The organism is Romboutsia sp. D33t1_170424_H2, assembly GCF_015669105.1.
Taxonomy (GTDB): domain Bacteria; phylum Bacillota; class Clostridia; order Peptostreptococcales; family Peptostreptococcaceae; genus Romboutsia_C; species Romboutsia_C hominis.
The window spans coordinates 34,682-55,819 of the sequence record NZ_JADOZQ010000010.1 but is presented as its reverse complement, the minus strand read 5'-3'; the positions used below and the strand labels follow the sequence as shown (position 1 = coordinate 55,819).

Annotated in this window: 30 protein-coding genes; 20 read left to right on the top strand and 10 right to left on the bottom strand. The window is 29.7% G+C overall.

The window, feature by feature from the left end; all coding sequences use genetic code 11:
* Window positions 1-245: 245 nt before the first annotated feature.
* Window positions 246-1,349: a site-specific integrase gene (locus I4U66_RS11215; RefSeq protein ID WP_195928977.1), complete on the bottom strand. Its 1,104-nt coding sequence runs from the start codon at window positions 1,347-1,349 to the stop codon at window positions 246-248.
* 197 nt (window positions 1,350-1,546) lie between these two features.
* On the opposite strand from I4U66_RS11215, the gene I4U66_RS11210 reads away from it, so the two are divergent.
* Together I4U66_RS11210 and I4U66_RS11205 are read left to right on the top strand one after the other, a co-directional pair.
* Complete coding sequence (locus tag I4U66_RS11210; protein ID WP_195928975.1) at window positions 1,547-1,984, top strand: YjcQ family protein; 438 nt, start codon at window positions 1,547-1,549, stop codon at window positions 1,982-1,984.
* Between the two features lie 4 nt (window positions 1,985-1,988).
* Window positions 1,989-2,372: a hypothetical protein gene (locus tag I4U66_RS11205; protein WP_195928973.1), complete on the top strand. Its 384-nt coding sequence runs from the start codon at window positions 1,989-1,991 to the stop codon at window positions 2,370-2,372.
* 62 nt (window positions 2,373-2,434) lie between these two features.
* Here the strand turns inward: I4U66_RS11205 and I4U66_RS11200 are convergent, their stop codons facing one another.
* From I4U66_RS11200 to I4U66_RS11160, 9 genes are all read right to left on the bottom strand, one after another.
* On the bottom strand, window positions 2,435-2,626 hold the full coding sequence (locus I4U66_RS11200) for a hypothetical protein (protein WP_195928971.1): 192 nt from the start codon (window positions 2,624-2,626) through the stop codon (window positions 2,435-2,437).
* 229 nt (window positions 2,627-2,855) lie between these two features.
* Complete coding sequence (locus I4U66_RS11195; protein ID WP_195928969.1) at window positions 2,856-4,379, bottom strand: hypothetical protein; 1,524 nt, start codon at window positions 4,377-4,379, stop codon at window positions 2,856-2,858.
* Between the two features lie 79 nt (window positions 4,380-4,458).
* The gene (locus I4U66_RS11190) at window positions 4,459-4,815 is read right to left on the bottom strand and encodes a hypothetical protein (RefSeq protein WP_195928967.1); all 357 of its coding nucleotides are present in this window, start codon (window positions 4,813-4,815) and stop codon (window positions 4,459-4,461) included.
* Window positions 4,815-6,056, bottom strand: a complete 1,242-nt coding sequence (locus I4U66_RS11185) for a hypothetical protein (protein WP_195928965.1) — start codon at window positions 6,054-6,056, stop codon at window positions 4,815-4,817. Before I4U66_RS11185 ends, I4U66_RS11190 begins: the two co-directional genes overlap by 1 nt.
* A gap of 127 nt (window positions 6,057-6,183) precedes the next feature.
* Entirely contained in the window at window positions 6,184-6,687 is a 504-nt protein-coding gene (locus I4U66_RS11180) for an HNH endonuclease (RefSeq protein ID WP_195928963.1), read from the bottom strand.
* Window positions 6,688-6,791: 104 nt separating this feature from the next.
* Window positions 6,792-7,070, bottom strand: a complete 279-nt coding sequence (locus tag I4U66_RS11175; protein ID WP_195928961.1) for a hypothetical protein — start codon at window positions 7,068-7,070, stop codon at window positions 6,792-6,794.
* Window position 7,071: 1 nt separating this feature from the next.
* Window positions 7,072-7,269 carry a helix-turn-helix domain-containing protein gene (locus I4U66_RS11170; protein WP_195928959.1) on the bottom strand — a complete coding sequence of 66 codons (198 nt, stop codon included), beginning with the start codon at window positions 7,267-7,269 and terminating at the stop codon, window positions 7,072-7,074.
* Between the two features lie 103 nt (window positions 7,270-7,372).
* Entirely contained in the window at window positions 7,373-8,446 is a 1,074-nt protein-coding gene (locus I4U66_RS11165) for a hypothetical protein (RefSeq protein WP_195928957.1), read from the bottom strand.
* A 152-nt stretch (window positions 8,447-8,598) separates the two neighbouring features.
* Window positions 8,599-8,802, bottom strand: coding sequence for a helix-turn-helix domain-containing protein (locus I4U66_RS11160; protein WP_195928955.1), 204 nt, complete (start codon window positions 8,800-8,802; stop codon window positions 8,599-8,601).
* Between the two features lie 828 nt (window positions 8,803-9,630).
* Here I4U66_RS11160 and I4U66_RS11155 point away from each other — a divergent pair.
* From I4U66_RS11155 to I4U66_RS11070, 18 genes are all read left to right on the top strand, one after another.
* Window positions 9,631-10,971, top strand: a complete 1,341-nt coding sequence (locus tag I4U66_RS11155) for a HEPN domain-containing protein (protein WP_195928953.1) — start codon at window positions 9,631-9,633, stop codon at window positions 10,969-10,971.
* A 38-nt stretch (window positions 10,972-11,009) separates the two neighbouring features.
* The gene (locus I4U66_RS11150; protein ID WP_195928951.1) at window positions 11,010-11,159 is read left to right on the top strand and encodes a hypothetical protein; all 150 of its coding nucleotides are present in this window, start codon (window positions 11,010-11,012) and stop codon (window positions 11,157-11,159) included.
* A gap of 69 nt (window positions 11,160-11,228) precedes the next feature.
* On the top strand, window positions 11,229-12,134 hold the full coding sequence (locus I4U66_RS11145; RefSeq protein WP_195928949.1) for a hypothetical protein: 906 nt from the start codon (window positions 11,229-11,231) through the stop codon (window positions 12,132-12,134).
* Window positions 12,135-12,329: 195 nt separating this feature from the next.
* Window positions 12,330-12,776: a hypothetical protein gene (locus I4U66_RS11140; protein WP_195928947.1), complete on the top strand. Its 447-nt coding sequence runs from the start codon at window positions 12,330-12,332 to the stop codon at window positions 12,774-12,776.
* A gap of 296 nt (window positions 12,777-13,072) precedes the next feature.
* Window positions 13,073-13,264, top strand: a complete 192-nt coding sequence (locus I4U66_RS11135; RefSeq protein WP_195928945.1) for a hypothetical protein — start codon at window positions 13,073-13,075, stop codon at window positions 13,262-13,264.
* On the top strand, window positions 13,261-13,524 hold the full coding sequence (locus I4U66_RS11130; RefSeq protein ID WP_195928943.1) for a hypothetical protein: 264 nt from the start codon (window positions 13,261-13,263) through the stop codon (window positions 13,522-13,524). The genes I4U66_RS11135 and I4U66_RS11130 overlap by 4 nt, the downstream gene beginning before the upstream one ends.
* A gap of 8 nt (window positions 13,525-13,532) precedes the next feature.
* The gene (locus tag I4U66_RS11125; protein ID WP_195928941.1) at window positions 13,533-13,934 is read left to right on the top strand and encodes an HNH endonuclease; all 402 of its coding nucleotides are present in this window, start codon (window positions 13,533-13,535) and stop codon (window positions 13,932-13,934) included.
* 121 nt (window positions 13,935-14,055) lie between these two features.
* Entirely contained in the window at window positions 14,056-14,541 is a 486-nt protein-coding gene (locus I4U66_RS11120) for a phage terminase small subunit P27 family (RefSeq protein WP_195928939.1), read from the top strand.
* A 38-nt stretch (window positions 14,542-14,579) separates the two neighbouring features.
* Window positions 14,580-16,283 carry a terminase large subunit gene (locus tag I4U66_RS11115; protein WP_195928937.1) on the top strand — a complete coding sequence of 568 codons (1,704 nt, stop codon included), beginning with the start codon at window positions 14,580-14,582 and terminating at the stop codon, window positions 16,281-16,283.
* A gap of 15 nt (window positions 16,284-16,298) precedes the next feature.
* Window positions 16,299-17,552 carry a phage portal protein gene (locus tag I4U66_RS11110; RefSeq protein ID WP_195928935.1) on the top strand — a complete coding sequence of 418 codons (1,254 nt, stop codon included), beginning with the start codon at window positions 16,299-16,301 and terminating at the stop codon, window positions 17,550-17,552.
* Between the two features lies 1 nt (window position 17,553).
* Window positions 17,554-18,306 carry a head maturation protease, ClpP-related gene (locus tag I4U66_RS11105; RefSeq protein WP_271957167.1) on the top strand — a complete coding sequence of 251 codons (753 nt, stop codon included), beginning with the start codon at window positions 17,554-17,556 and terminating at the stop codon, window positions 18,304-18,306.
* 61 nt (window positions 18,307-18,367) lie between these two features.
* Window positions 18,368-19,246, top strand: a complete 879-nt coding sequence (locus tag I4U66_RS11100; protein WP_195928933.1) for a phage major capsid protein — start codon at window positions 18,368-18,370, stop codon at window positions 19,244-19,246.
* The gene (locus tag I4U66_RS11095) at window positions 19,233-19,481 is read left to right on the top strand and encodes a phage major capsid protein (RefSeq protein ID WP_195928985.1); all 249 of its coding nucleotides are present in this window, start codon (window positions 19,233-19,235) and stop codon (window positions 19,479-19,481) included. Before I4U66_RS11100 ends, I4U66_RS11095 begins: the two co-directional genes overlap by 14 nt.
* 121 nt (window positions 19,482-19,602) lie before the next feature.
* Window positions 19,603-19,767, top strand: a complete 165-nt coding sequence (locus I4U66_RS11090; RefSeq protein ID WP_195928930.1) for a hypothetical protein — start codon at window positions 19,603-19,605, stop codon at window positions 19,765-19,767.
* Entirely contained in the window at window positions 19,767-20,066 is a 300-nt protein-coding gene (locus I4U66_RS11085) for a head-tail connector protein (protein ID WP_195928929.1), read from the top strand. Before I4U66_RS11090 ends, I4U66_RS11085 begins: the two co-directional genes overlap by 1 nt.
* Window positions 20,057-20,377 (top strand): head-tail adaptor protein, encoded by a 321-nt coding sequence (locus I4U66_RS11080; RefSeq protein WP_207743631.1) that lies wholly within the window; start codon window positions 20,057-20,059, stop codon window positions 20,375-20,377. Before I4U66_RS11085 ends, I4U66_RS11080 begins: the two co-directional genes overlap by 10 nt.
* A 1-nt stretch (window position 20,378) precedes the next feature.
* Complete coding sequence (locus tag I4U66_RS11075; RefSeq protein WP_195928925.1) at window positions 20,379-20,762, top strand: HK97-gp10 family putative phage morphogenesis protein; 384 nt, start codon at window positions 20,379-20,381, stop codon at window positions 20,760-20,762.
* 8 nt (window positions 20,763-20,770) lie between these two features.
* Window positions 20,771-21,109 (top strand): hypothetical protein, encoded by a 339-nt coding sequence (locus I4U66_RS11070; RefSeq protein WP_195928922.1) that lies wholly within the window; start codon window positions 20,771-20,773, stop codon window positions 21,107-21,109.
* Window positions 21,110-21,138: the final 29 nt, after the last annotated feature.

Below are 21,138 nucleotides of genomic sequence, written 5' to 3'. Positions count from 1 at the left end.
TTATCTTCTAGAATTATAAAACTTTTCTATAAGATTTAAAATAGCATACATAATCCAAGCGCAAAATGCAAGTACAAATACTCCCATCATAACCAAATCTAACTTAAATACCTGGCTTCCATAAACTATTAAATAACCAATGCCAGCTCTTTAATGGGAAAAATACTTAGATTACTTTGTTAATTAAACTCTCTAATTTATATTTATTATTAATTGTCGCCTTTTTGTCGCCTAATTTAAAAGTATTATAGCATAGACTCAAAGATATTGATAGACTCTCTTTCTAATTTTTTTGTAACATGCGTATAAATATCCATTGTTGTAGAGATATTACTATGACCCAAACGTTCAGATACTGCCTTCATAGGAACACCACCTTCTATCAGCATAGTAGCATGACTATGTCTTAAAGAATGCAAATCAAAGTGTATTCCAAATTTTTGCTGAGTTCTAAGGTTCATATATTTTGTATCGTATATATTTATAAGTTTACCCGTTATAGGTTTAATACATACGAAATCTGTATTAGGATGTAACTTATTCATCTTTGTTTTATGCTTTCTAAGAATATTAACTAGAGTATCTCCTATAGCTATTTTTCTAAAAGATGTTCTAGTTTTGGGAGAATTTAATTCCCAAACACCACCATTTTTAAATGTAATACTGTGTTTTATGTGTATTGTTTTATTATCTAAATCGATATCATCCCAACGCAAAGCCAAAATCTCACCACGTCTAGCACCAGTGTGCCAAGCGATTTCTATAACTATATAAAAGTAATGGTTTTCATTTTTATAATAAGTTGCAACTCTATTAAAATCATTTTTAGATATGAATTTTATCTCACTATTATCATCATATCTGTAATCTCTTAAAGTAACATGTTCCATGGGGTTTTGCTTTAAGAATCCATAAGGGTAGACAGCCATTTTAAATGATTTACTTAAAACTCCATAACTTTTCTTTAAAGATTCTTTTGCATAGCCTTTTTTATATAAATCATCAAAAAAGTTTTGTAGTATAGCAGGAGTTATAGACCTCAATCTATAATGACCCATATATGGCTTTATATGAACTTCTATGGCATTTTTATGAACATTTTGAGTGTAGTACTTTAGATTTAATTTGCTATAATTCTTAAAAAAATAATCCATATAATCTGCCATACTCATATCGGTATCTATTGTAACATTTCCACAGTTTTCATACTCTTCTTGAGCCTTAATTAGAGCTAGCTCAGCTTCTTTTTTAGTTTTATAACCACCTTTTTCTTTACGTTGCCTTTTACCACCTACAGTGGCTAAATTAAAGTACCAAGACCATTTATCTCCACGTTTTCTTACTGGCATATAACCAACCTCCTAATTTTTTATAGTTGGTTAGTTAGAATAAAAATTTATTAATATTTATTGTATTACAAATTTATGAAAATATAAATAAAAAGTTTAGCTAGTATATTTACAACATAGCCTTAAATGTAGAAGTATAGTACTTAATGTAGTATAATGAAGTTGAATATGACTTTAATAATTGAAGGGGGGATTGGATGAAACTAGATACGAAGCAAAAAGTATTAATAGCCATATATACAGAATACCAAAAAGATATACCTGAGATACATAGTGAAGTGAGAGCCGAAAAGCTAGGAATAGATGAAGAAGCATTTGATATAGCTATTGTAAAACTAGAAAATGAAGGTTTAATAACTGATACATATTTAAATCGTACTACAATAAGTGCAGATAGTAAAAATAGATGGGGTATAGGCTCAAGGCTAGATGATACAAAGATGACACCTTGGGGAATAGAGTATGTAGAAACTAAATTAGGTTTAGAGAAAACCATGAGTGGTATGGAGAAGGTACAAGAAATTGCTAAGAAAAGTGCAACATGGGGTTGGAATGAATTTAAAGATATAACAGTAAAAGTACTGTCAGAAATGGGTAAACATGGAATAGACAAAATATTAGGAAGTGGGGAATAAGCATATGATAGTAGAAGATACAATAGTAATAGATGAATTTGAATTTGGTAAGAGTGTTAGGAAGTATAGTAAATACTTCAAAGATGATAAGAATAAACTGTGGAGAGAGATAGATTCATTGGAAAAAATAGATATGATGTGCAACGAAGTTAGGTTTAAAATAGATAATGCTTATAGGATGCACTCAAAGAATACAAAACTATATGTTAATGATATGGAGAATATAGGATACTCTATATATAGATATGGAACTTCTATACAAAAAGGAATAGATAAAGATTGTAAAATAAAAATATCAACTAAAGATGCTATTAAGCATATAAAGCAGTTTGAGAAATACAGTGAAGACTTTGATGATATATGGATGAAAATGAGCTGTCAAGACTAGAAAAAGGGTATAGAGATAAATAGTCTCTATACCCTTAAATATTATATTTATAATTAATAATCTTAAAAAATAAGGTGTATACATCCACCTATAAATAAACAATAAAATAATATCTTATTGCTGTATAGATGGACACATCTTATAAATCTACTATATTTGCAGTTAGCAACATCTAGTAAACAAGTACTAAACAGTACAGCTATTGCACTTATAATTGTTACTGCACTAAATATTAGACTCAAAAAATTATACATAAAAATTACCTCCAAATATTGTATTTGTTAGAATCTCAGTTTTAATAATGATTTTAGGTTCTAGACCTATTGGAATTACTAGTGTTCAGTACAAGCTTAGCTCATATAGAACGTTTTTCTGACCTTAAAGACTTGAAAAGGCTAAAGGACAAGCTCTACTATAATGAGGAGCGAAGGGACGAATGGCGAACGCAGTGAGTGGGTAGTAAAAAGAAAAATTAAATAAAAATTAATTTTCTATTCTAAAAATTTTATAACAAGGAATAGTGTTTTTAGAAACTCTTTGGTAAATATCTATATTGTAACCAATGGTGTTCAATAGAGACTTCATCTGTTTTTTATTAAAGTCTTCACGATATATCTTATTAACAAAGTCCGTAATCTCAATTAAATTTGGAATATTAGCACCACCCTTTGGACTTTTTGCAACATATCCATATCCTCTATTATCATCATAGAAACAGTTCTTTTCTATATAGTTTTTTATCTTATCTTCTTTACTAACTCTTTGTTGCTTGTTGTATTTATATACCAATTTAGCATTCTTAACTTGATAGTTATATTCTTTTACAAGAACATTTATAATTTCATTAAATCCATCAGATTCTAGCCAGCTCTCATCAACTTCTTCTGTTAAGCAATATACTAAATCTCTAATAATATCTTCATCTTGACTATATATAAGGTCTATAAATAGAGTATTAGTAAAGTCTCCTTTATTAACCAATACATCTTTTATAATCTCAAATTGCTCCAGTGGAGTAGGTGCATTAATAATGTTTTCTACTGCAACTAAAAAGTCTATATTCTTAAGTCTTAATTGTTCGTTCTCTATATAACAGTATTTATCATCTCCAAGTTTCTCAAATGCTTTTTTTATAATATCTCTTTCTTGTCTTTTTCCATGTCTATTACTAACTTGTAAATTACCAGTCGCAAGAAGGTTATCTATTTTATCTAACTGGCTTTTAGTAAAGATTCTATCTTTATTGTCTAAGATATACTGTAAAGTACCATTGCCTGCATCTATTGCATTAAATACAATTCCTTCTACATCTATTTCATTTCCTTCTTTTTGGTTATGTATATCTAAGATATTATATTTAGTTAAGTCTTCATCATTTTCTGTTGTATAACTATCTAAGAACACATATCTAAGATTAACCCGTTCTACCTTTCTAATACTATTTTTTGTAACTCTCTTTGTATAATAATCTCTACTAGAAGAAGTACGACTACCCTCTTGGTACAAACTCTTATAAGCTGTAGATTTTACTGCTTTTAATAGGTATGTATAAAGTATTGCACTTTTATCTTTGTCTTCTAGAATATTACAGAATTTATCTACTGTAGATATGTCTCCTACACCATCTAAGCTAGTAGTCTTATCTGAATAGTTATAAAGAGCTTGTAGAGCAGTTAAACGACCTTCTTGTAAGTGTTCTTCAATGTCAGATTTTTCTATGTCTGCATTAAATAGCTTATAGTATATATTTTCGCTTGCTTTAAAGTAGCTATCAAATCTAGTCTCTTGGTTGTAAATATCAATTTTCTTATGTTTCATATAAAACCCAAACGTCTTATATCTATTTCCCATAAAACTTTCAACCTTTGCGGGATATATTTGCTTTTCCTTACAACTTGGGTCTTTATCCAACAGCTCGGTGGTGGTATAGCACATCTCAAACATCTTATTTATCGCTTCTTTAGTTGTAGTACATTTTCTTAATTCATCTATTTTAATTAATCCCATATTATTTACCTTCCTTTTTCTCAATCTCATTCTCAAAACTAAAATAGAGTAGGGGAGTTGCCCTACTCATGACTCATGGTTATTCTATTGTTATCTTATCTATATCTACAGATGTATCTATAAGCTCATACCAGTCATCTGTAGGCTCTTTTGGTCTATCGTAGACTAAATATTCGATATACTCATTGGAGCTCTCTAGGCTGTTTAGAACGTATTCTAGAGTGTTTTCTATAGCATCTAAATAATTATCTATAATATCATCTATAAAGTTACCATCAGCTTGTGCATCCTCATTGGTTAGAAGAGACACAATATCTTCATCTATGTAAGTAGCAAGAGGTGTATCTAAAAGCTCTATAAGTTTTTCTACTCTTAGAGCCTTATCTTCTTTATCTATTGCAAAGTAGCTTTTTATATCTTTTATAAGTAATATCACTATCTAGCACCTCCCGCTTGCTCAAGAGATTTTATGACTTCTTTAAATGTGATATATACATACTTGTTACTAACTTCATTTGTGTTCATGTATTGAACTATTGGTCTGTATACATTAGCAGGAAGAGAGTAGATGATATCACTCAGTAGATTGGCTGTATAATCATTTCTAGATAGAGAAGATACTAGCTTGTCTAACTTCGATTTATTGTCTTTACAAGCTAATATAGAGCTTATAGCATCATGTTTCTCATTGAACCTCTTTGAAATATGCACTAAGTTTCCATTTTCATCAAATTTAATTTCTATATTCTCATCATGTATGTGCTTCTTAATGAAGTTTCTTTGTATACTATCTCTATATTTTTTCTTGCTCGATTGGCTATATAGTTGTTCATCAATTGATTTCAAGTCAGAATGTTCCATCACATATTTTAGGCTTTCTTCAGATAGACCTAGGTCACTATATTTTTTTATATAAGCTTTTTGCTTGTTGGTAAGCTTGTCTATGCTTTTAGCTAGATACTTTGTAATACCTTCAGTTCTTTCAGTTGGTTCGTCTATTGAAAGACTGGTGGTGTATCTCCTAATTTCATCAAGGTTCTCTGATTGAAGAGCTTTAACGGTTGCATAATCTAGAGCTATCATCTCTTTGTCATTACAGGTGGTAACAGGAGCATCGAAAGTAGTTAAATTAATTGTTTCATATACATCCTTGTATGTACCATCTTCATTGTAAACTCTCTTGTAAGATATATTAGTTGTTTTATTATCTCTTATTTGACTTATATACTTATTGTTTAAAGTAGCTAATATAGATGCTACTAGCATATTTACACTTTCTTTGTCTTTAAATAAAGCTTTAAAGTCTTCTATATTGTTAACAGAATACTTACTATGCTTATTAGAGTAGATATCGTGTAGTATCTCAATAACTGCACATCTAGCTATATCATTGTATTCTTCTGTGTCATTATTGCTTTCTAGCTCTCTAGCAAAGATAGCTCTAACTTTCTTTTCTGCACTTAAGAACAGAGTATCTAAATCTGTTTCTTTATTTTCTTTTTTAACTTTTTTAGCTACAAGATAGTAACCATAAGCCTTTTGCCATCCTGTTGCATTGTAGCTTTTTTCATGTTGATTATCCTCTTTAACCTCATAGCTTTGCTCGATTAAGTATTCAATTACATCTGTAAAAGAGTTCAATCCTTTTATGTGTTGTAAATTTATTGCATTTTTCATTTTTTCTTCTCCTAATTTTTAATTATTTTTTGGTATTGACTTTTTGTTATATCTAGTCTAAAATTAGAAGAGTAGAGGAGTCGGGAAACTTTCTACAATTCTAATTAAACTAAATTAACTATAAAGTTTATCTTTCTGCAAAGTAAAACTTGTATCCACCTGCTGTATGTCTCAAACCATAGCAACACTTGTAGATACTAGTAGAGCTTATTTCTAGCTCCCTGCTAGCAGAAGTGATAGTCTTAAACAGTCTAGGTGTTTCTTTAGAGCCGATTTTTTGAGCTATAACGAAACGTCTTTTTGTCGTTTTTGGACGTACAACCTTATCGTTATTTTCTTTTCTAGTAACCCATCTTAAGTTTCTATAATCATTATTTTTACTAATGCGATATGGTTCGATATGGTCAACCTCAGCACCCTCAAAGTATCCATCCACAAAAGCCAAAGCTACTAATCTATGTGCAGATATATACTTTTTGTGATGTCCACTAGACAGAGAATAGTCTATATATTCCGTTTTAGAGCCTTGTAAGAATCTATTTGTTTTAACATTAAACAAACGACCATCTGAGAAGATTATGTAATTCTCGAATTTCTCAAATCCCTTAATTTCACTAACTTTTTTTGTCATAACGTTTTCTTTATGTTGGCTATTTAAGCCCGTGGTGGTGGTTACATCATTATTACTATTATCTTTTTTCATTTTCTTTTTTCTCCTATTATCACTATTTTTTATTAATCTTGTATGTACTCAATCCAACTTGCTAGAGTAGAGCATCCATCACACTCAGCTGAGTGTCTTCCAAATATACCTTTAATCTTAGTTAACAACTGTGCCTGCTTAATGGTACTCATTTTGTTAACATCTTTACTTTTAATTAACTTTCTGCATAAATCCATATTGACAAAGTCATTTTCAGTTATCTCTAGTATCATTTGGTACATCTTGTCTTTCTTGGTGGTATCAGCTCTTAGAGCTATAATTTCTTTTTCTAATTCTTCATATTTTAACATCTTATATCTCCTTTTCAATTAAGTCTGTTATTTCTATGTTTAATAGTTTAGCTAGTTGAACAGCAGTATCAAAGTTCATTTGAGCCTGACCTTTACGATATCTCCAAAACATAGTTCTGCTTATATCTAGCATACTTGCAAGTTCTTCTGTAGTGTAAGAACTTTTCTTAATTTTTTCTTCTAATAAGTATAAATTCATTTTTCACTTAACCTCCCAGTAGTTTAATTTTTCTTATATTCATATACTCGTATACGTTTCCAATTTGAAACAAATTTAGAAAATTATTTTTAGATTTTGTGAATTATTTTTTATTGTGTATATACTTTTTGTAATGGCTGTTCCAATTAGATAATTTAATATCTTTTTCATCCTTCAGCTCTCTAATTAACTCATCTGTTTCATACCAAGAACCTATTGCAGTAGTAATTGGTTTTTCATATCTATCTATTGCTTTTTTTAATCTGCTTTCATATATTTTATCCTTACAGGTGGTTACAACTTTTTGCATATCCTCTGTAATACCATATTTCTCTTTAAATTCTTGTATTCTGTTTTCATCTTTTATACGAACTTTAGTAGCCTTAAAGCACATATTATAACCATATTTCTTTAGCAAAATCGAGTTGAACTCATTTTTAAATTTCTTTAATTTAACTAAATCTCTAGATATGTTTTTCTCTTTATTCCCATATGCTAGGTCAGAAAGTTTTTTAACACCGTATTTTTCTTTAAGCAATTCTTCCTCTATATCATCAATTTCTTTTTTTTCTTCACCTTCTAGAATTTTGTAGCTACTAAAAGGTATTTCACCGTTTCCATCACCAAATTCTTCAATGATGTCTCTATTGTCTATTACAGCTATCCTAACATCATGCTTATCTATAGAACCTTCATTTTCCATGCTTGCTAGAGTACTTTGGAACATATGATTTAAACTTTTACCTTCGACTCTGAAGAAATCATTTAATTCTTTATTTGTGATTTGACCTTCATTGTACTTTATGTTCATGTGTCCCCAAGCCTGTGTTGTAATCTTAGAGTATTCCATCCAATTATTAAAGCTACCTGTATATGTGTGGTTTGGTTTACTAATAATTAAGCTATAGATAAGAGGTTTAAATTGTTCTCTAATAGTGTCATATTCATTTCTTGTAGAACCTTTGTCACTTCTTCCTTTTCTAGTTTTTTCTTGAATAACTTCATGGATTTCATCAATGATAAATTTATTACCTTCCTTGTGGTAGCTAACATACCTTTCTAATTCTTTTAATTGAGCCTTTTTACTATTACCTGCTTCAACATTAATATCTAATATTGCACATAGTTCTTTATAATTTTTTAACACTTGCCCTTGATATAAATTTTGAATTTTCATATTTCTTTACCTACCTTTTTATATTTTTAATTTGTTTTGTAAAAGTTGAACAAATAATTTTTTGGTATAATACATAATTAGATATATAATACTATACCAAAAAATTAAATGTTCAACTTTTGAGATTTAACTTTCTTATAGTTAAACATTTATTATCTAGCTACTTGCTCTAAATAAGCTAATATTTCATCATCACTCATACTGTAAGCTTTAGCTACTTTAAGTAAATCACAGACTTTTATGTGTCTTTTTGACTGCTCATAAGAAGCAATAGCTCTCATGCTTAGGTTTAGCTTTAAAGCCATTTGAGTTTGAGTAAGACCTTGTCTTTTTCTTGCTTGTTGTAATATATTCATTTAATCACCTCTTTTTTATTGATACTCTTAGTGTTATATATAGTTAAAAATTTTCTAGGGATTAATGTTAATTCTTTTTTAACCCCTACAATTATAAGTACAAGGGAGAGTCGTAGTTTTTGACCAATTTTGACAAAAAGTTTATAACTTTTTTTCTAATCCTTCTAAAACCTTTAAAATATAGTCATATAATCTTTGTATCTCATTTCTAATGTATAAAATTTAATCAGATAAAGGTTTCCTTTGTGTTAAAAAATATATTGTTGGGAATCAAAGCAAGATGTGATGAATTTCCAATGTTGACTTATAGGTATATTGTATCATATTTTGTCGGATTTGTCAAGTGTAAAAATCTTGTAAGGGTTGCAAATGCTTGGGAAAGATGTTTTCCTATAACGGGGAAATAAGAGGTTTTAAAAGGATAAAAAATAATAATATAAGATTTATTTAAGTATAATTATAAAAAACTTAAATAAATAAAGTAACATGCCAGTTACCAAATAATTAACAGTACAATTAATGAGCCTACATTATTAAAGTAGGTTTTTTAAGGCGAATTTGAAAGTTACCTTACATTTTCGCCCACCCTACCTTACATTTTCACCCACCTGTAACGAAGATGTATGAGTATATGAATGAGAGAAAAGATACACCACTAACATAAGAAAAACACAACAACCTCTCGATGAAAACAAAAAAAGACAATAGACTGAGGGCTTGTCCCTCAGAAGCAGAATTAGGCAATGATTTACCGCCTAATTACAAGACATAATAAGGAATAATTTGGTATAATAGATAGATATAAGTAAAAATAAAGAGGGTGTTGATATGGATTCATTAAGATGTTCAGGATTATGGTGGATTCCTGAAAATGAAGAGAATAAAATACATGGGTCATTAGAGTTTAATAGTCAAAAAGGTTGTCAGATAGACTTAATGGGTGATTTAGGATTTGAAGGGGAAACTCCTATTATACTGGGAGTTACATCATCGGGAGAAAATATTACATTAATAGACAATATATGTATTAAATCAAACACAACATATTTGACTCAGGATTATAGTCAATTTAAAACTTCATCCATTATAGCTAATAAAATGATAGAGGGGTTACACTTCAATAGAAAGGATGAAATTAAATTTAATAAGGTTTCTATAAACTATTCAAATATAGAAGAATGGTTTTGGGCAAAGGATATAGACATAGATATAGAAGAAAATGGATGTAGTATTAAGTTTAACCATAGTCTATTTAAAACTATTAATTTAGATGATGGATATAAATTAAGTATACATAATCGCACTAAATACCCAACTATGTCTTTTGTTCAAAAGGAAGCAAGTATATATCAAAATACGTATGTCACAATATCTAGTGAAGTTATAAGTGAATATAGTCAATTTGAAAAACTACATATGTATGCGAGAAACTTTATAAGCTTAGGTATTGGAATACCTATAAAACCATTAGATATTGATGCGGTAGTACATTATGATAATATGCCGAATAAAAGTGTAAAAGTCTACTTTAAATGTAGTGAGTATAAAAAAGAACATATACTACCTCCATATATGTTATACAATTATAGAGATATAGAGGATAACATAGACTTATTCATAAATAATTGGTTTAATGTTTATAAAAAATTAGAAGATGTTTTTGACTTGTATTTTGGAAACCAATACAGCAATAATATGTACTTAAATAACAAGTTTTCTAACTATATTCAAGCAATAGAGTCTTATCATAGGTTGAGCAGAGTAAATATTTCTATGAACATTGATGAGCATGAATCAAGAATAGCTTCTATTTTAGAGTCAGCTCCTGAAGAACATAGAGCTTGGTTAACAAGTAGATTAGCATACAGTAATGAGCCTACATTAAGAGATAGACTTAAGGAGTTGGTTAGAGAATGCAACTACATTCTAAATCTATCATCCAATAAACAAAAAAGCTTTATCTATAAAGTTTGTAATACTAGAAATTATCTTACACATTATGACCCTTCACTAAGAGATAAATGTTTAGATACTATAGAATTAATAGAGATATGCAGATTATTAAAAAAGATTTTGCAACACTGTTTATTGTATGAAATTGGGTTTTCTGAAGATGAGTTAATGAATATTTTTAGTAACCCCAACAAATTTATTTATGAATCTCTATAGTTGTATTTAGTATTAATAGCAAATATGCAGAATCAGAAATGTATGAAGGTGACTGTACAGTTAGTGATGAGAAAAGAATGGAAGAGATTGAAGAAAAGCAAGGGGTTATTGAAGATATGATTGAGAAGCAACAGGAGCATGTAGAAAATATCCTATCAGAGTTAGGTAATAATTTAGGTGTTAACTAAAGAGAGGTTTGGCTTAGAATAGCGATTAGTTTAAAAATTAGAACCAATATTATATAAAGGAGTAACTGAATGTCGCAGTTGGATGTAAGAATACTTATGGGAGATAGTTTTGAGTACTATAATTTAGAGAATAAATTTGAGGACAAAGAGATAAGTAAGTATAAGCAATGGGTCTATTCAAGATTTAATGAAGTTTGTAACAAAAATATGAATAGCGAGCTTAATTCAGAATGGGTAGTAAGGCATTATTTAGCAACAAAAATGATTCTATCAGCAACAGTCATGCTGTCATCTTTGGAATACTGTATAGAAAAAAATGTGAGAATGAGTATACCATATTTATCATACTATTCAATACTAACTTGTTGCAGAGCGGTCATATTCACATTGCCTAATATAAGTTGGAAGAATGGTAAAGACTCAATTATGGAAATGAATCATAGTAAAACGATTAACAGTATAAAAGATTGTTTAATGAAATTAAATAAAAACTATGGAGAAGAGATATATAATCAAATTAATAGTTATAAAGATTATAGAGAATTATTTTCGTATAAATTTCCAGCATCGGGTACTGGCATAATGGATTATGATAATTATTCTTATGATAAAACAGTTGATATTTGTAGTACTTTATGTGAAATAGCTCAATTAAATAGTCAGCAAATAGAAAATTATATTAGAAAAAACTGTTTACATAATTTAGATGAGTTTAAAGAGTTAGATATGGAATACTTAAATCGTTGTTTTCGTTATAATGTAAATAATGCAAATATTGAGATTATAGACCATGAGGATTGGTATAGAATAGATTATATAAGGAGGAAACAACCATACCCAGTTAGTATTTATTATACGATGACAGAAGGTATGGTAGAAGATTTCTTTGGAACTTGGTGTTCTGATTTAGAAGATGAAGAAGAAGCATTATATAATCCTGATATAGATTGGAGAATTATATTTCCAGTACCATAAAATCAAATAGATAATAGATAACCTAATAGAGTCTTAAAGTTAATAAACAGCTCAATATATTGCTATTACTTGTATACAAAGTTGTTAATAAAAAATATCTAAACACAAGTTACACCAACAGTTTTAGCACTTTAACTCTTGTGTATCAGTTTTGATATGAGTGAGTAGATTGATTATCTTAAGGAGGTAATTAAAATGGCAAGAGCAATGACTAAAGAAGAATTTCAAAAGAAAATAGATGAGAAATATGGAGAGGGTGAGTGGACTGTTGAAGAGTATAAAGGGTCAAGACTTCCTCTTGTAATACTTCATAAGTGTGGTAAAGAAAAGAGATTAACTAGAGCTTCAACATTCTCTAGTGGTGGAAGAGACCATTGTGAGGAGTGTAAAGCTCTAGAAGTAGGAAGACCAAAACTAACTTTTGAAGAGTTAAGTGAAAGGATAACTGATGCAACATACGGTACTTATGAGCTCGTTGAACTAGTAGACTCAACTAATTTTACAGTGAACCATAAGAGTTGTAATAGACCGCCTTTTAAGACTTCAGTTACAAGGTTCTTTACAAGGGGTCAAAGATGTCAATGTTCAAAGAAAGGTATTGTGGGTAGGAAGCCTGATAGTGAGGTTGCTTGCTATGAATAATCATTATTATAATTATTTTTGTTTACAATAGTTTACATATAGAATTAAAAAGAAAATGATTACGAGTATATATATATAAAGATAAATTGACATTTGTCTTTCTCCTATGTATTACAATTAATTATTTTTAACTGAGACTACAAGTTTGTAGTCTATTTTTTATTGCACTTAATTAAATGATATTGCCATATTCAATTATCTTTTTTCATATATGTTCTCCTACACAAAGATTGAGTGCAATAAAAAGTAATTGGTTAAGATACTTACAATTAGAAGAGAAGGAAGGAATATCATAAATGGAATTAAATAAAGCAAATATAGAATTAAAGTCTCTTCTAATAGAAGAGATGCAGAAAGAAAATATTTCTTATAGAGAAGAAGATTTAGATAATATTATATTTCTCCTTATAAGAGTAATAAGTGACGCAGAGGTATATGATATGTTACTAGACTTAGATACAGAAAGCGAGGACATAGAAGCGTTATGAACACAGCATTTATATTAAATGAAAGTATATATAGCTTTAAGAAAGTAGATGTAAATGTCTTTGTTAATGTATGCAATAGTTTAGATATTAACATTACAGAGCTTAGAGATAAGTTAAATAAACAAGACTTAAGAGCTATAGTTCATATGATGTATTACTCTATAAGAGATAGAAAAGAATTAACTATAGAAGATATGTATAGATTAGATGTAAGGCATTTAGAGTTACTTTTAGATTTATATATTAAGACTAATAAGTAGGGGATTTAATGTCGAAGATATTATGTAAACATTGTATGAAGATACATGATAGAGAGTATGAATGTGGTTCTAAGAAGAAGCATAGAAGAATGAAACAACAAGCTAGAAGAAATGACAATAGATACAAAGTCTACAATGATTGTTACAATACTAGCAGATGGAAGAAAGTAAGAGAACAAGTACTTAAGGATGCAAACTACATGTGTGAGGTATGTATGGAGTTAGGAAAAATAAACTATACAGACATACAAGTACATCATGTAGAAAAGGTAAAGAACAATGTTGAGAGAATGTATGACATAGATAATCTAATAGTTGTATGTAGAGAACATCATAACATCATTGAAAATATGACAGCAGATGAAATTATAAATTATGTTGAAAATTTAAAATTAGAATTAAAAAGATAAAAAGGGATACCCCTTCTTAAAATGGAGAGATGGGAGGGCGTACAGACAGGGTAGGGTTTCGCTTACACAAAATTCCCACAGCGGTTTTTTTTACCCCCACAGAATAAGGTAGGTGATACAAATGGCTAAAACTAAACCAATAACACTGGCAACAGGACATAGAACTAAAGAAGAAATACAGCAAAGAAGAGAAAATGAAGAGCGACTAAGAGGAAGTTCTAATAAAGTCCATATAGCACCAAAATGGTTGTGCAAGGATGGCATGAAAGAGTATAAGAAATTAGTAAAGGATTTAGATAGTTCAGGGATACTAACTAATGTAGATATACCAGTGGTAGCAATTATAGCTGATGCTTATGCTAAAATGTCTCAGGCTAATAGTGTATTAAAAGAGGAAGGTATGTTTATAAAGAAGACTTCAGATAGAGGAGCTGAAAATATAGTTGAGCATCCTGCGATGAAAGTATATAGACAATATAACACTATATACAAACAGTATCTAGTAGAAGTAGGTTTAAGTCCATCATCTAGGGCTAAGTTAAGTGTTATAAATACAAATGCAGAAGATGATAGAAATGACCCATTATTAGCTATATTAAATAAATAAAATACCTAGTAGAAATAAATATTATAGGAGGTAATTATATGAGCATTTATGAACATCCAGCTTACAAATATGCTTTTGATGTAGTCAATAATAATATCAAGCTCAATAACACTTCTATAAGGCAAGGTAAGTATATTATTAAGCAGTGTAGAAAATTCTTAGATGATTTAGAAAATAATAATTGTAAGTATTTTATAGATGAAGATGAATTAGAGCGAATAACCAATTTAACAAAATTAATTAATATGGCAGATGGACTTAGAGCAGGTTTACCAGTATACGAATCATTGGTGGGTTTTCAATGGTTCTTTTTAGTTAATATGCTTTGTTGGAAGTATAAAGATAATACAAACAAAAGAAGATATGAAACATCGGTATTATTAATCGCAAGAAAGTCGGGTAAGTCAATGCTTATCGGGCTTATTTTCTTGATATTAATGATAATAGAACCTAAGTATTCTCAGTTCTTCTCAGTAGCTCCTGACAGGGAGTTATCTAAAATAGTTAAAGAAGAAGTAGCAAAATTATTAGAATCTAGTCCTGCATTAACTAAAAGATTCAAGATTAGAAATACAGATATATTTTGCAATCTAACTAGTAGTAAGTTTGTTCCGTTAGCTAATTCAGTCAATAGAATGGATGGTAGAAAAGCTAATGTATTTGTGGCAGATGAGGTAGGAGCATTAAAGAATAGATATCCTATATCAGCAATGAGGTCTTCTCAAATGAATATGTTGAATAGGACAGGAGTTCTAATATCTACCGCTTATGAATCACAGGTAAATCCAATGGTTGAAGAAGTTGAGTACTGCGAAAAAGTACTAGATGGTCTTATAGAAGATGATACAGTATTTGCATTGCTATATAAACCTGACAACACAGAGAACTGGACAGATGATTTAGCTTTATATCAAGCAAATCCACTTGCTATAGATGTACCTGAAAACCTAGAAGAACTATTTAAGATGAGAAAGAAAGCAATAGAAATGCCTTCTGAGACAACAAACTTTAAGACCAAGCATCTAAATATTTTTGTAAGTGGTAAAAAAGAAGAAGTATTTATAGATATAAAGGATTTAAAGAAATGTGAAATTGACTCTTATGATTGGACTAATAAAGATGTGGTATTGTCCTTTGATTTAGCTTTAAGTGGAGATAACACAGCAGTTAGCATACTTACATATGATTATTATCTAGATAAATATGTAGCTCAAAGTTGGGGATTTATACCCGCATCGAAGATTGAAATTAAGACACAAGAAGAGAAAGTACCTTACAACGAATACATAAGAAGAGGATGGTGCTTTGGCTGTGGAAATAAGGGAATTATAGACTATGGATTTATAGAAAGCTTTATTTTATCTATAGAGAGTAAATTAGGTTGTAAAGTAAGGGCGGTAGGATATGACAAATATAATGCATCTAGTACAGTATCAAAGTTAGAAAATGAAGGTCTTGATTGTACTGAAGTAGCACAAGGTTACATGACACTACATCCAGCTTGTAAGTTGATGAAGGAATCAGTGTTAAACGAAAAGTTTGCATATGTAAAAAATGATTTATTTGTGCTAAATGTTGCAAATGCTAGAGAAATTACAAATGCTCAGCAATTAACAATGGTTGCTAAAAAAGCAAGTAAAGGAAAGATAGACTTGTTAGCAAGTCTTTTAAATAGTTTTGCTTTAATAGAGCAAATAGAAGAAACCTCAGTTTACGAAACTGGTGGAATAACATTCATATAGAGAGGATGTGAGACAATGGCATGGTTTAAAAAGGCAAGACAGATAGATGAAAACACAGTTGAAATTGACCTAACGAATGATACAGTTGCAAATGGAGATACAGTTAAATTTAGCAAGGTACATGAAAGTACAGCTAATAAGATAGTTGCTCTAAATAGTGGTATAAATTTAATAGGCAATTCTATTTCGACACTACCTATTTATCTTTACAAAAGAGATAAAAATGGAGAAAGAGTAAAAGTTGATGACTATAGAAATCATTTGCTTAATGCTAGCCCAAACGACACAACTGTTGCGATGAATCTTAAATATAATATAGTTAAAAACTTAATATTAAAAGGGAATAGCTACATCTATATCAGGAAAGATAGAACAGGTAATATACTATCTTTAGAATATATAGATAATAATACTGTATCGATAGAGAAAGCAGTATACGCAAATGGTGAGACAGGCTTTATATATACATTTACAGACCTAAAAGGTGAGACTGTTGTAGCAAAACATTATGAAATGATTAACTTAATAAAAGACAATAAGGATTGTGGCTCACCCTTTGGGAAAGGTGTACTTGAAACAGGGAAAGAGTTAATTAATATAGCTAAAGCAGAAAGTAAATTTACTTTTAGCTCATTAGAAGGTGTTAATCTAAAAGGTTTTTTAGCAACAGCTAGTAAGCTATCTAGGGAAGCAAAAGAGAATTTAAAAGAGTCATGGAAGAAGTTCTATACTGGGTCAGATAAAAATGCAACTCCAGTGCTTGAAGAAGGGCTGATGTATCATCAGCTTAACCTAAAACCTTCGGATATAGAGTTAATTAAGAGTAGAGAATTTACTATAAAGCAGATAGCTCTATTACTTAATATACCATTTAGTTACCTAGTGGATAGTGCTAGTAGTTACAACAATTCTCAAGAAGAAGCATTAAGATTCTTGAAGCAGACATTAAATCCGTATATAAGATTAATAGAAGAGAACTTTAATAAATTATTATTAACAGAAGCAGAGAAAAGAGAAGGATATTTCTTTGAGTTTAATACAAGCGAACTACTAAAGGCTAGCCCAAAAGAACAGATAGAATATCTAGATAAAGCTGTAAAAGGTGGTTTGATGACATTAGCAGAAGCTAGGAAAAAGTTAAACTTACCGCACTTAGAAGGTACAGATATATTATTAGTACCAGTTAATATGGCTACTATTAGTAAAGGTAATATAAACGTTATTAGTACATCTAATATAGATAATAAGCTAAAGGAAGGTGGTGAATAACGTGAAAAAAGATAATTTAATAAATTTTTTACAAGTTAAGAACCAAACAGAAACTTCAGTGGATTTATATTTTTATGGAGATATAGTTAGTTCTTGGTATGGAGCTTGGGATGATGCAGACCAATATCCTGAGAGGGTAAGAGATTTTCTAAAAGACTATGAGAATAAAGATTTAAACATTTATATTAACTCAGGAGGAGGTTCTGTTTTTGCAGGTATGGCTATATACAACATGTTAAAACGTCATAAAGGAACTAAAACAGTTTATGTTGATGGTTTAGCTGGTTCAATAGCTAGTGTAATAGCTATGGCAGGAGATAGGATAGTAGTTCCTAAGAATAGTTTCTTGATGATACATAAACCACTTGTGGGTGTATCAGGAAATGCAAATGAGTTAAGAGAAACAGCAGATTTATTAGACAACATAGAGCAAGCAATTATTAATGTATATCAAGATAATATTGTTGAAGGTGTTGATATAGAAACTATCAAAGAGATGGTTAATGATGAGACTTGGCTAAATGGCGAAGAAGCATCTCAATACTTCAATATAGAGCTTGCAGAAGAAAATAAAGCTGTAGCTAAAGTAGAGTCTGAGTATCTTAACAAGATTTGCAAAAATATTCCTGAAAACTTAAACAACCAAGTTGAAGAAAATAAAGAAATTGAAAATAATACAAAAGATGAACCAATTATATTAACAAATTACAATGTAGACTACTATAAAGCAAAAATTAAAACTTATGAACTGTAAAGCATAAAGCACCATTAAGGTGTTATTTTTATGCCCATTTTTAAAAGAAAGGTGTGAAATGATGAAGCTAAAAGAGTTATTAGAGGCTAAAAACAAATTAATAGATGATATGAAAACTCTAGTAGAAGTTGAAGACAACTTTGATTTAGCTAAGTTTGAAGCTAAAGAACAAGAGTTACAAGAAATACAAAATAAAATCGAGTCTTTAAATAAATTAGACAAATTAACTGTAGATAACAGTACAGAAAAAATAGAAAAGGTAGGTAAAGAAAATATGGAATTTAAAAATACAATATTAGAAGGAAAAGAAATGAAAGTTGAAATAAAAAATGCTATGACAACTACTAATGTAAAAATGGAAAAAGTAGCAAATGGACAACATGTGGCAGAAAAAGCTCAAGAGAATCCAATACTGGCTCACATAAGACAAATACCTGTTAATGGAACTTCTATAGTACCAGTGCAAAAAGGAAAATTAGGAAAGTTAGTTAAAGCTGGTGAGTTAGCTGAGATAGCTAAGAAAGATGTTTTATTCGATAAGGTTGATTTAAGACCCGAAAAATATTCTTCTATAATAGCTGTATCTGAAGAGTTAATGAACTCAGAAGCTTATGATGTGGAAGCAGTTATAACAGAAGAATGTAGACAAGCTATAAATGATACAATAGCAGAATTAGTTGTGAAAGGTGACGATACAGCATTCGGATTAGAAAAAGCTACTAAAGAAATGGGAGCTAAAGAAGTTACTAGAAAAGTAGAAAGTGCTTTATCTTTAGATGATGTAAATTCTTTATACTTTGCACTAGAATCTAAGTTTAGAAAAAATGCAATATGGGTTGTTAATGATGCTGACTTAAGATTATTAATGACATTAACGGACAATCAAGGAAGACCAATAGTTCAGCCTGACCTAACTAAGAAGACCAATAGTTCAGCCTGACCTAACTAAAGAGTTTGCATTTACTATATATGGAAGACCAGTAGTTGAGTCAAATGATGCAACTAAAATGTACTTCGCAGACATGGCTCAAGGTATGGTAGTTGCTACTGGTGCTACTGCTGAGATAAAGAAATCTACTGAGTCAATGTTTGACACTGCTGGTATAGCTTTCAGAGTAACTTCTTATGCAGACGTTAAGCAAGCTATAACAAAAGCTATAGCTTTTATGGCTTAATTTAAGCATACAGTCAAAATATCCAATTGTTAAGGTGTAGAAGTGTTCCTTCTATGCCCTAATGTTTACATTAAAAATTAAATAGAAACACCTCTAAAACGGATTCTAGAAGGTGTTATTTTTGGAGGTGGTATATATGAAAATAAAAATAATGGAAAACTTTGCACATTTGGAACTTGGAATGTGTAAAGTCAATGAAGTAAAAGAAGTTAAGCAAAATTTAGCTAAGCAACTAATAGATGCTAAATTGGCAGAGAAAGTTACTAATAAGAAGGTGACTGAGTAATGGAACAAGTTACTTTTAGCAATTTAATGATAGAACATTGTAAGAAACATCTTAATATAGAAGAAGACTTCAAGGAAGATGATAGCTTAATAAACTTATGTCTGTATTCTGCTAAAGATTATGTAAAAACTTATACATCTTTAAGTGAAGAGAAATTAGATAAAATACCTTCTATTAATATAGCTGTATTACTATTAGTTACAGATATGTACTCTAAAAGAAGTGCAACAGAGCAAGTTAGTAATAAAGTAAATTTTGTGCTTAAATCAATACTGGACATGAACAGGGTATGGCTATAATGATTGATGCAGGCGAATTAAGAGAAATAATAGAGATACAAGAGCTTAAAGAAGAGCTTGTAGATGGATTTAGTTCTAAAAGTTATGTAACAAAATATAAGCTTAGAGCTAAGAAAAAGACTGTATCTACTAAAGAATATATAAATTCTAATGCTAATTCTACTAAATTAACTCTTAAATTCATCTGTAGAAATAGAAATATATCTACAGATAATTATGTTTTTTACAAAAATGAAAGATATGACATAAAGCATATACACGAATTTGAAGATAGAGCATTTATAGAGTTAACAGTAGAGAAGGTGGAGTAATATGGGATTAACTCATAATCTCCAAGAAGTATTAGATAGACTGGAAGAGTTAGAAAGAAAAGCACAAAAAGAAATAGCTACAAATGCTTTAAATGCAGGCGCAGATATTTTATTAGAGGGTCAAATAGAGACCGCTCCTGAAGATACTGGAGAACTAAAAAAGTCTTTAGATAAAGGTAAAATTAAAGGTACTGGAACTAAAGCTAAAATTACAGTAGGCATTGAAAATGCTAGTGAAGATGTAGTCAGATATGGATATTACCAAGAGTATGGAACAGAAAATATGATTGGTAATAAGTGGATGAAGAAAGCATGGAACAAGAATATTAAACAAGCATCTGAAGCAATTAAAGAATCTATAGTTAAAGACCTAACATCTAAGTAGGTGATTAAATGATAAGTAAAATATTTAATATATTAAAGTCTATTAATATAGATGCTTATTACCAAGAATGTACCAACAAAACAGATGAGTATGTTGTTTACAGTATATACCAAGAAAAGGATGCGGAGGTGGCGGATAATAAAAGTCGTGCCACTTTATATTATATTACTATCAACTACTGGTATAAAAAGGATAATAGGCTATTAGCAGACAAATACAAAGAAATAAAAAATATGATGAAATCTAATGGTTATAAATTCGATGGGTGTATTGACCTAATAGGTGAAACTCACTTTGGTAAAAACATGGATTTTAAAATAAAGATTTGGAATGAGGACTCTAACTAGAGTTCTTTTTTAATACAAAAATTTAAGAA

Excerpts from the sequence above, each read along its gene's own strand:
- I4U66_RS11140 (WP_195928947.1), top strand. The coding sequence starts at position 12,330 with ATGGCAAGAGCAATGACTAAAGAAGAATTTCAAAAGAAAATAGATGAG.
- I4U66_RS11195 (WP_195928969.1), bottom strand. The coding sequence starts at position 4,379 with ATGGGATTAATTAAAATAGATGAATTAAGAAAATGTACTACAACTAAA.
- I4U66_RS11205 (WP_195928973.1), top strand. The coding sequence starts at position 1,989 with ATGATAGTAGAAGATACAATAGTAATAGATGAATTTGAATTTGGTAAG.
- I4U66_RS11210 (WP_195928975.1), top strand. The coding sequence starts at position 1,547 with ATGAAACTAGATACGAAGCAAAAAGTATTAATAGCCATATATACAGAA.
- I4U66_RS11145 (WP_195928949.1), top strand. The coding sequence starts at position 11,229 with ATGTCGCAGTTGGATGTAAGAATACTTATGGGAGATAGTTTTGAGTAC.
- I4U66_RS11135 (WP_195928945.1), top strand. The coding sequence starts at position 13,073 with ATGGAATTAAATAAAGCAAATATAGAATTAAAGTCTCTTCTAATAGAA.
- I4U66_RS11200 (WP_195928971.1), bottom strand. The coding sequence starts at position 2,626 with ATGTATAATTTTTTGAGTCTAATATTTAGTGCAGTAACAATTATAAGT.
- I4U66_RS11080 (WP_207743631.1), top strand. The coding sequence starts at position 20,057 with ATGGCTATAATGATTGATGCAGGCGAATTAAGAGAAATAATAGAGATA.
- I4U66_RS11125 (WP_195928941.1), top strand. The coding sequence starts at position 13,533 with ATGTCGAAGATATTATGTAAACATTGTATGAAGATACATGATAGAGAG.
- I4U66_RS11150 (WP_195928951.1), top strand. The coding sequence starts at position 11,010 with ATGTATGAAGGTGACTGTACAGTTAGTGATGAGAAAAGAATGGAAGAG.
- I4U66_RS11110 (WP_195928935.1), top strand. The coding sequence starts at position 16,299 with ATGGCATGGTTTAAAAAGGCAAGACAGATAGATGAAAACACAGTTGAA.
- I4U66_RS11130 (WP_195928943.1), top strand. The coding sequence starts at position 13,261 with ATGAACACAGCATTTATATTAAATGAAAGTATATATAGCTTTAAGAAA.
- I4U66_RS11100 (WP_195928933.1), top strand. The coding sequence starts at position 18,368 with ATGAAGCTAAAAGAGTTATTAGAGGCTAAAAACAAATTAATAGATGAT.
- I4U66_RS11075 (WP_195928925.1), top strand. The coding sequence starts at position 20,379 with ATGGGATTAACTCATAATCTCCAAGAAGTATTAGATAGACTGGAAGAG.
- I4U66_RS11120 (WP_195928939.1), top strand. The coding sequence starts at position 14,056 with ATGGCTAAAACTAAACCAATAACACTGGCAACAGGACATAGAACTAAA.
- I4U66_RS11165 (WP_195928957.1), bottom strand. The coding sequence starts at position 8,446 with ATGAAAATTCAAAATTTATATCAAGGGCAAGTGTTAAAAAATTATAAA.
- I4U66_RS11155 (WP_195928953.1), top strand. The coding sequence starts at position 9,631 with ATGGATTCATTAAGATGTTCAGGATTATGGTGGATTCCTGAAAATGAA.
- I4U66_RS11070 (WP_195928922.1), top strand. The coding sequence starts at position 20,771 with ATGATAAGTAAAATATTTAATATATTAAAGTCTATTAATATAGATGCT.
- I4U66_RS11180 (WP_195928963.1), bottom strand. The coding sequence starts at position 6,687 with ATGACAAAAAAAGTTAGTGAAATTAAGGGATTTGAGAAATTCGAGAAT.
- I4U66_RS11170 (WP_195928959.1), bottom strand. The coding sequence starts at position 7,269 with ATGAATTTATACTTATTAGAAGAAAAAATTAAGAAAAGTTCTTACACT.
- I4U66_RS11085 (WP_195928929.1), top strand. The coding sequence starts at position 19,767 with ATGGAACAAGTTACTTTTAGCAATTTAATGATAGAACATTGTAAGAAA.
- I4U66_RS11160 (WP_195928955.1), bottom strand. The coding sequence starts at position 8,802 with ATGAATATATTACAACAAGCAAGAAAAAGACAAGGTCTTACTCAAACT.
- I4U66_RS11115 (WP_195928937.1), top strand. The coding sequence starts at position 14,580 with ATGAGCATTTATGAACATCCAGCTTACAAATATGCTTTTGATGTAGTC.
- I4U66_RS11215 (WP_195928977.1), bottom strand. The coding sequence starts at position 1,349 with ATGCCAGTAAGAAAACGTGGAGATAAATGGTCTTGGTACTTTAATTTA.
- I4U66_RS11175 (WP_195928961.1), bottom strand. The coding sequence starts at position 7,070 with ATGTTAAAATATGAAGAATTAGAAAAAGAAATTATAGCTCTAAGAGCT.
- I4U66_RS11185 (WP_195928965.1), bottom strand. The coding sequence starts at position 6,056 with ATGAAAAATGCAATAAATTTACAACACATAAAAGGATTGAACTCTTTT.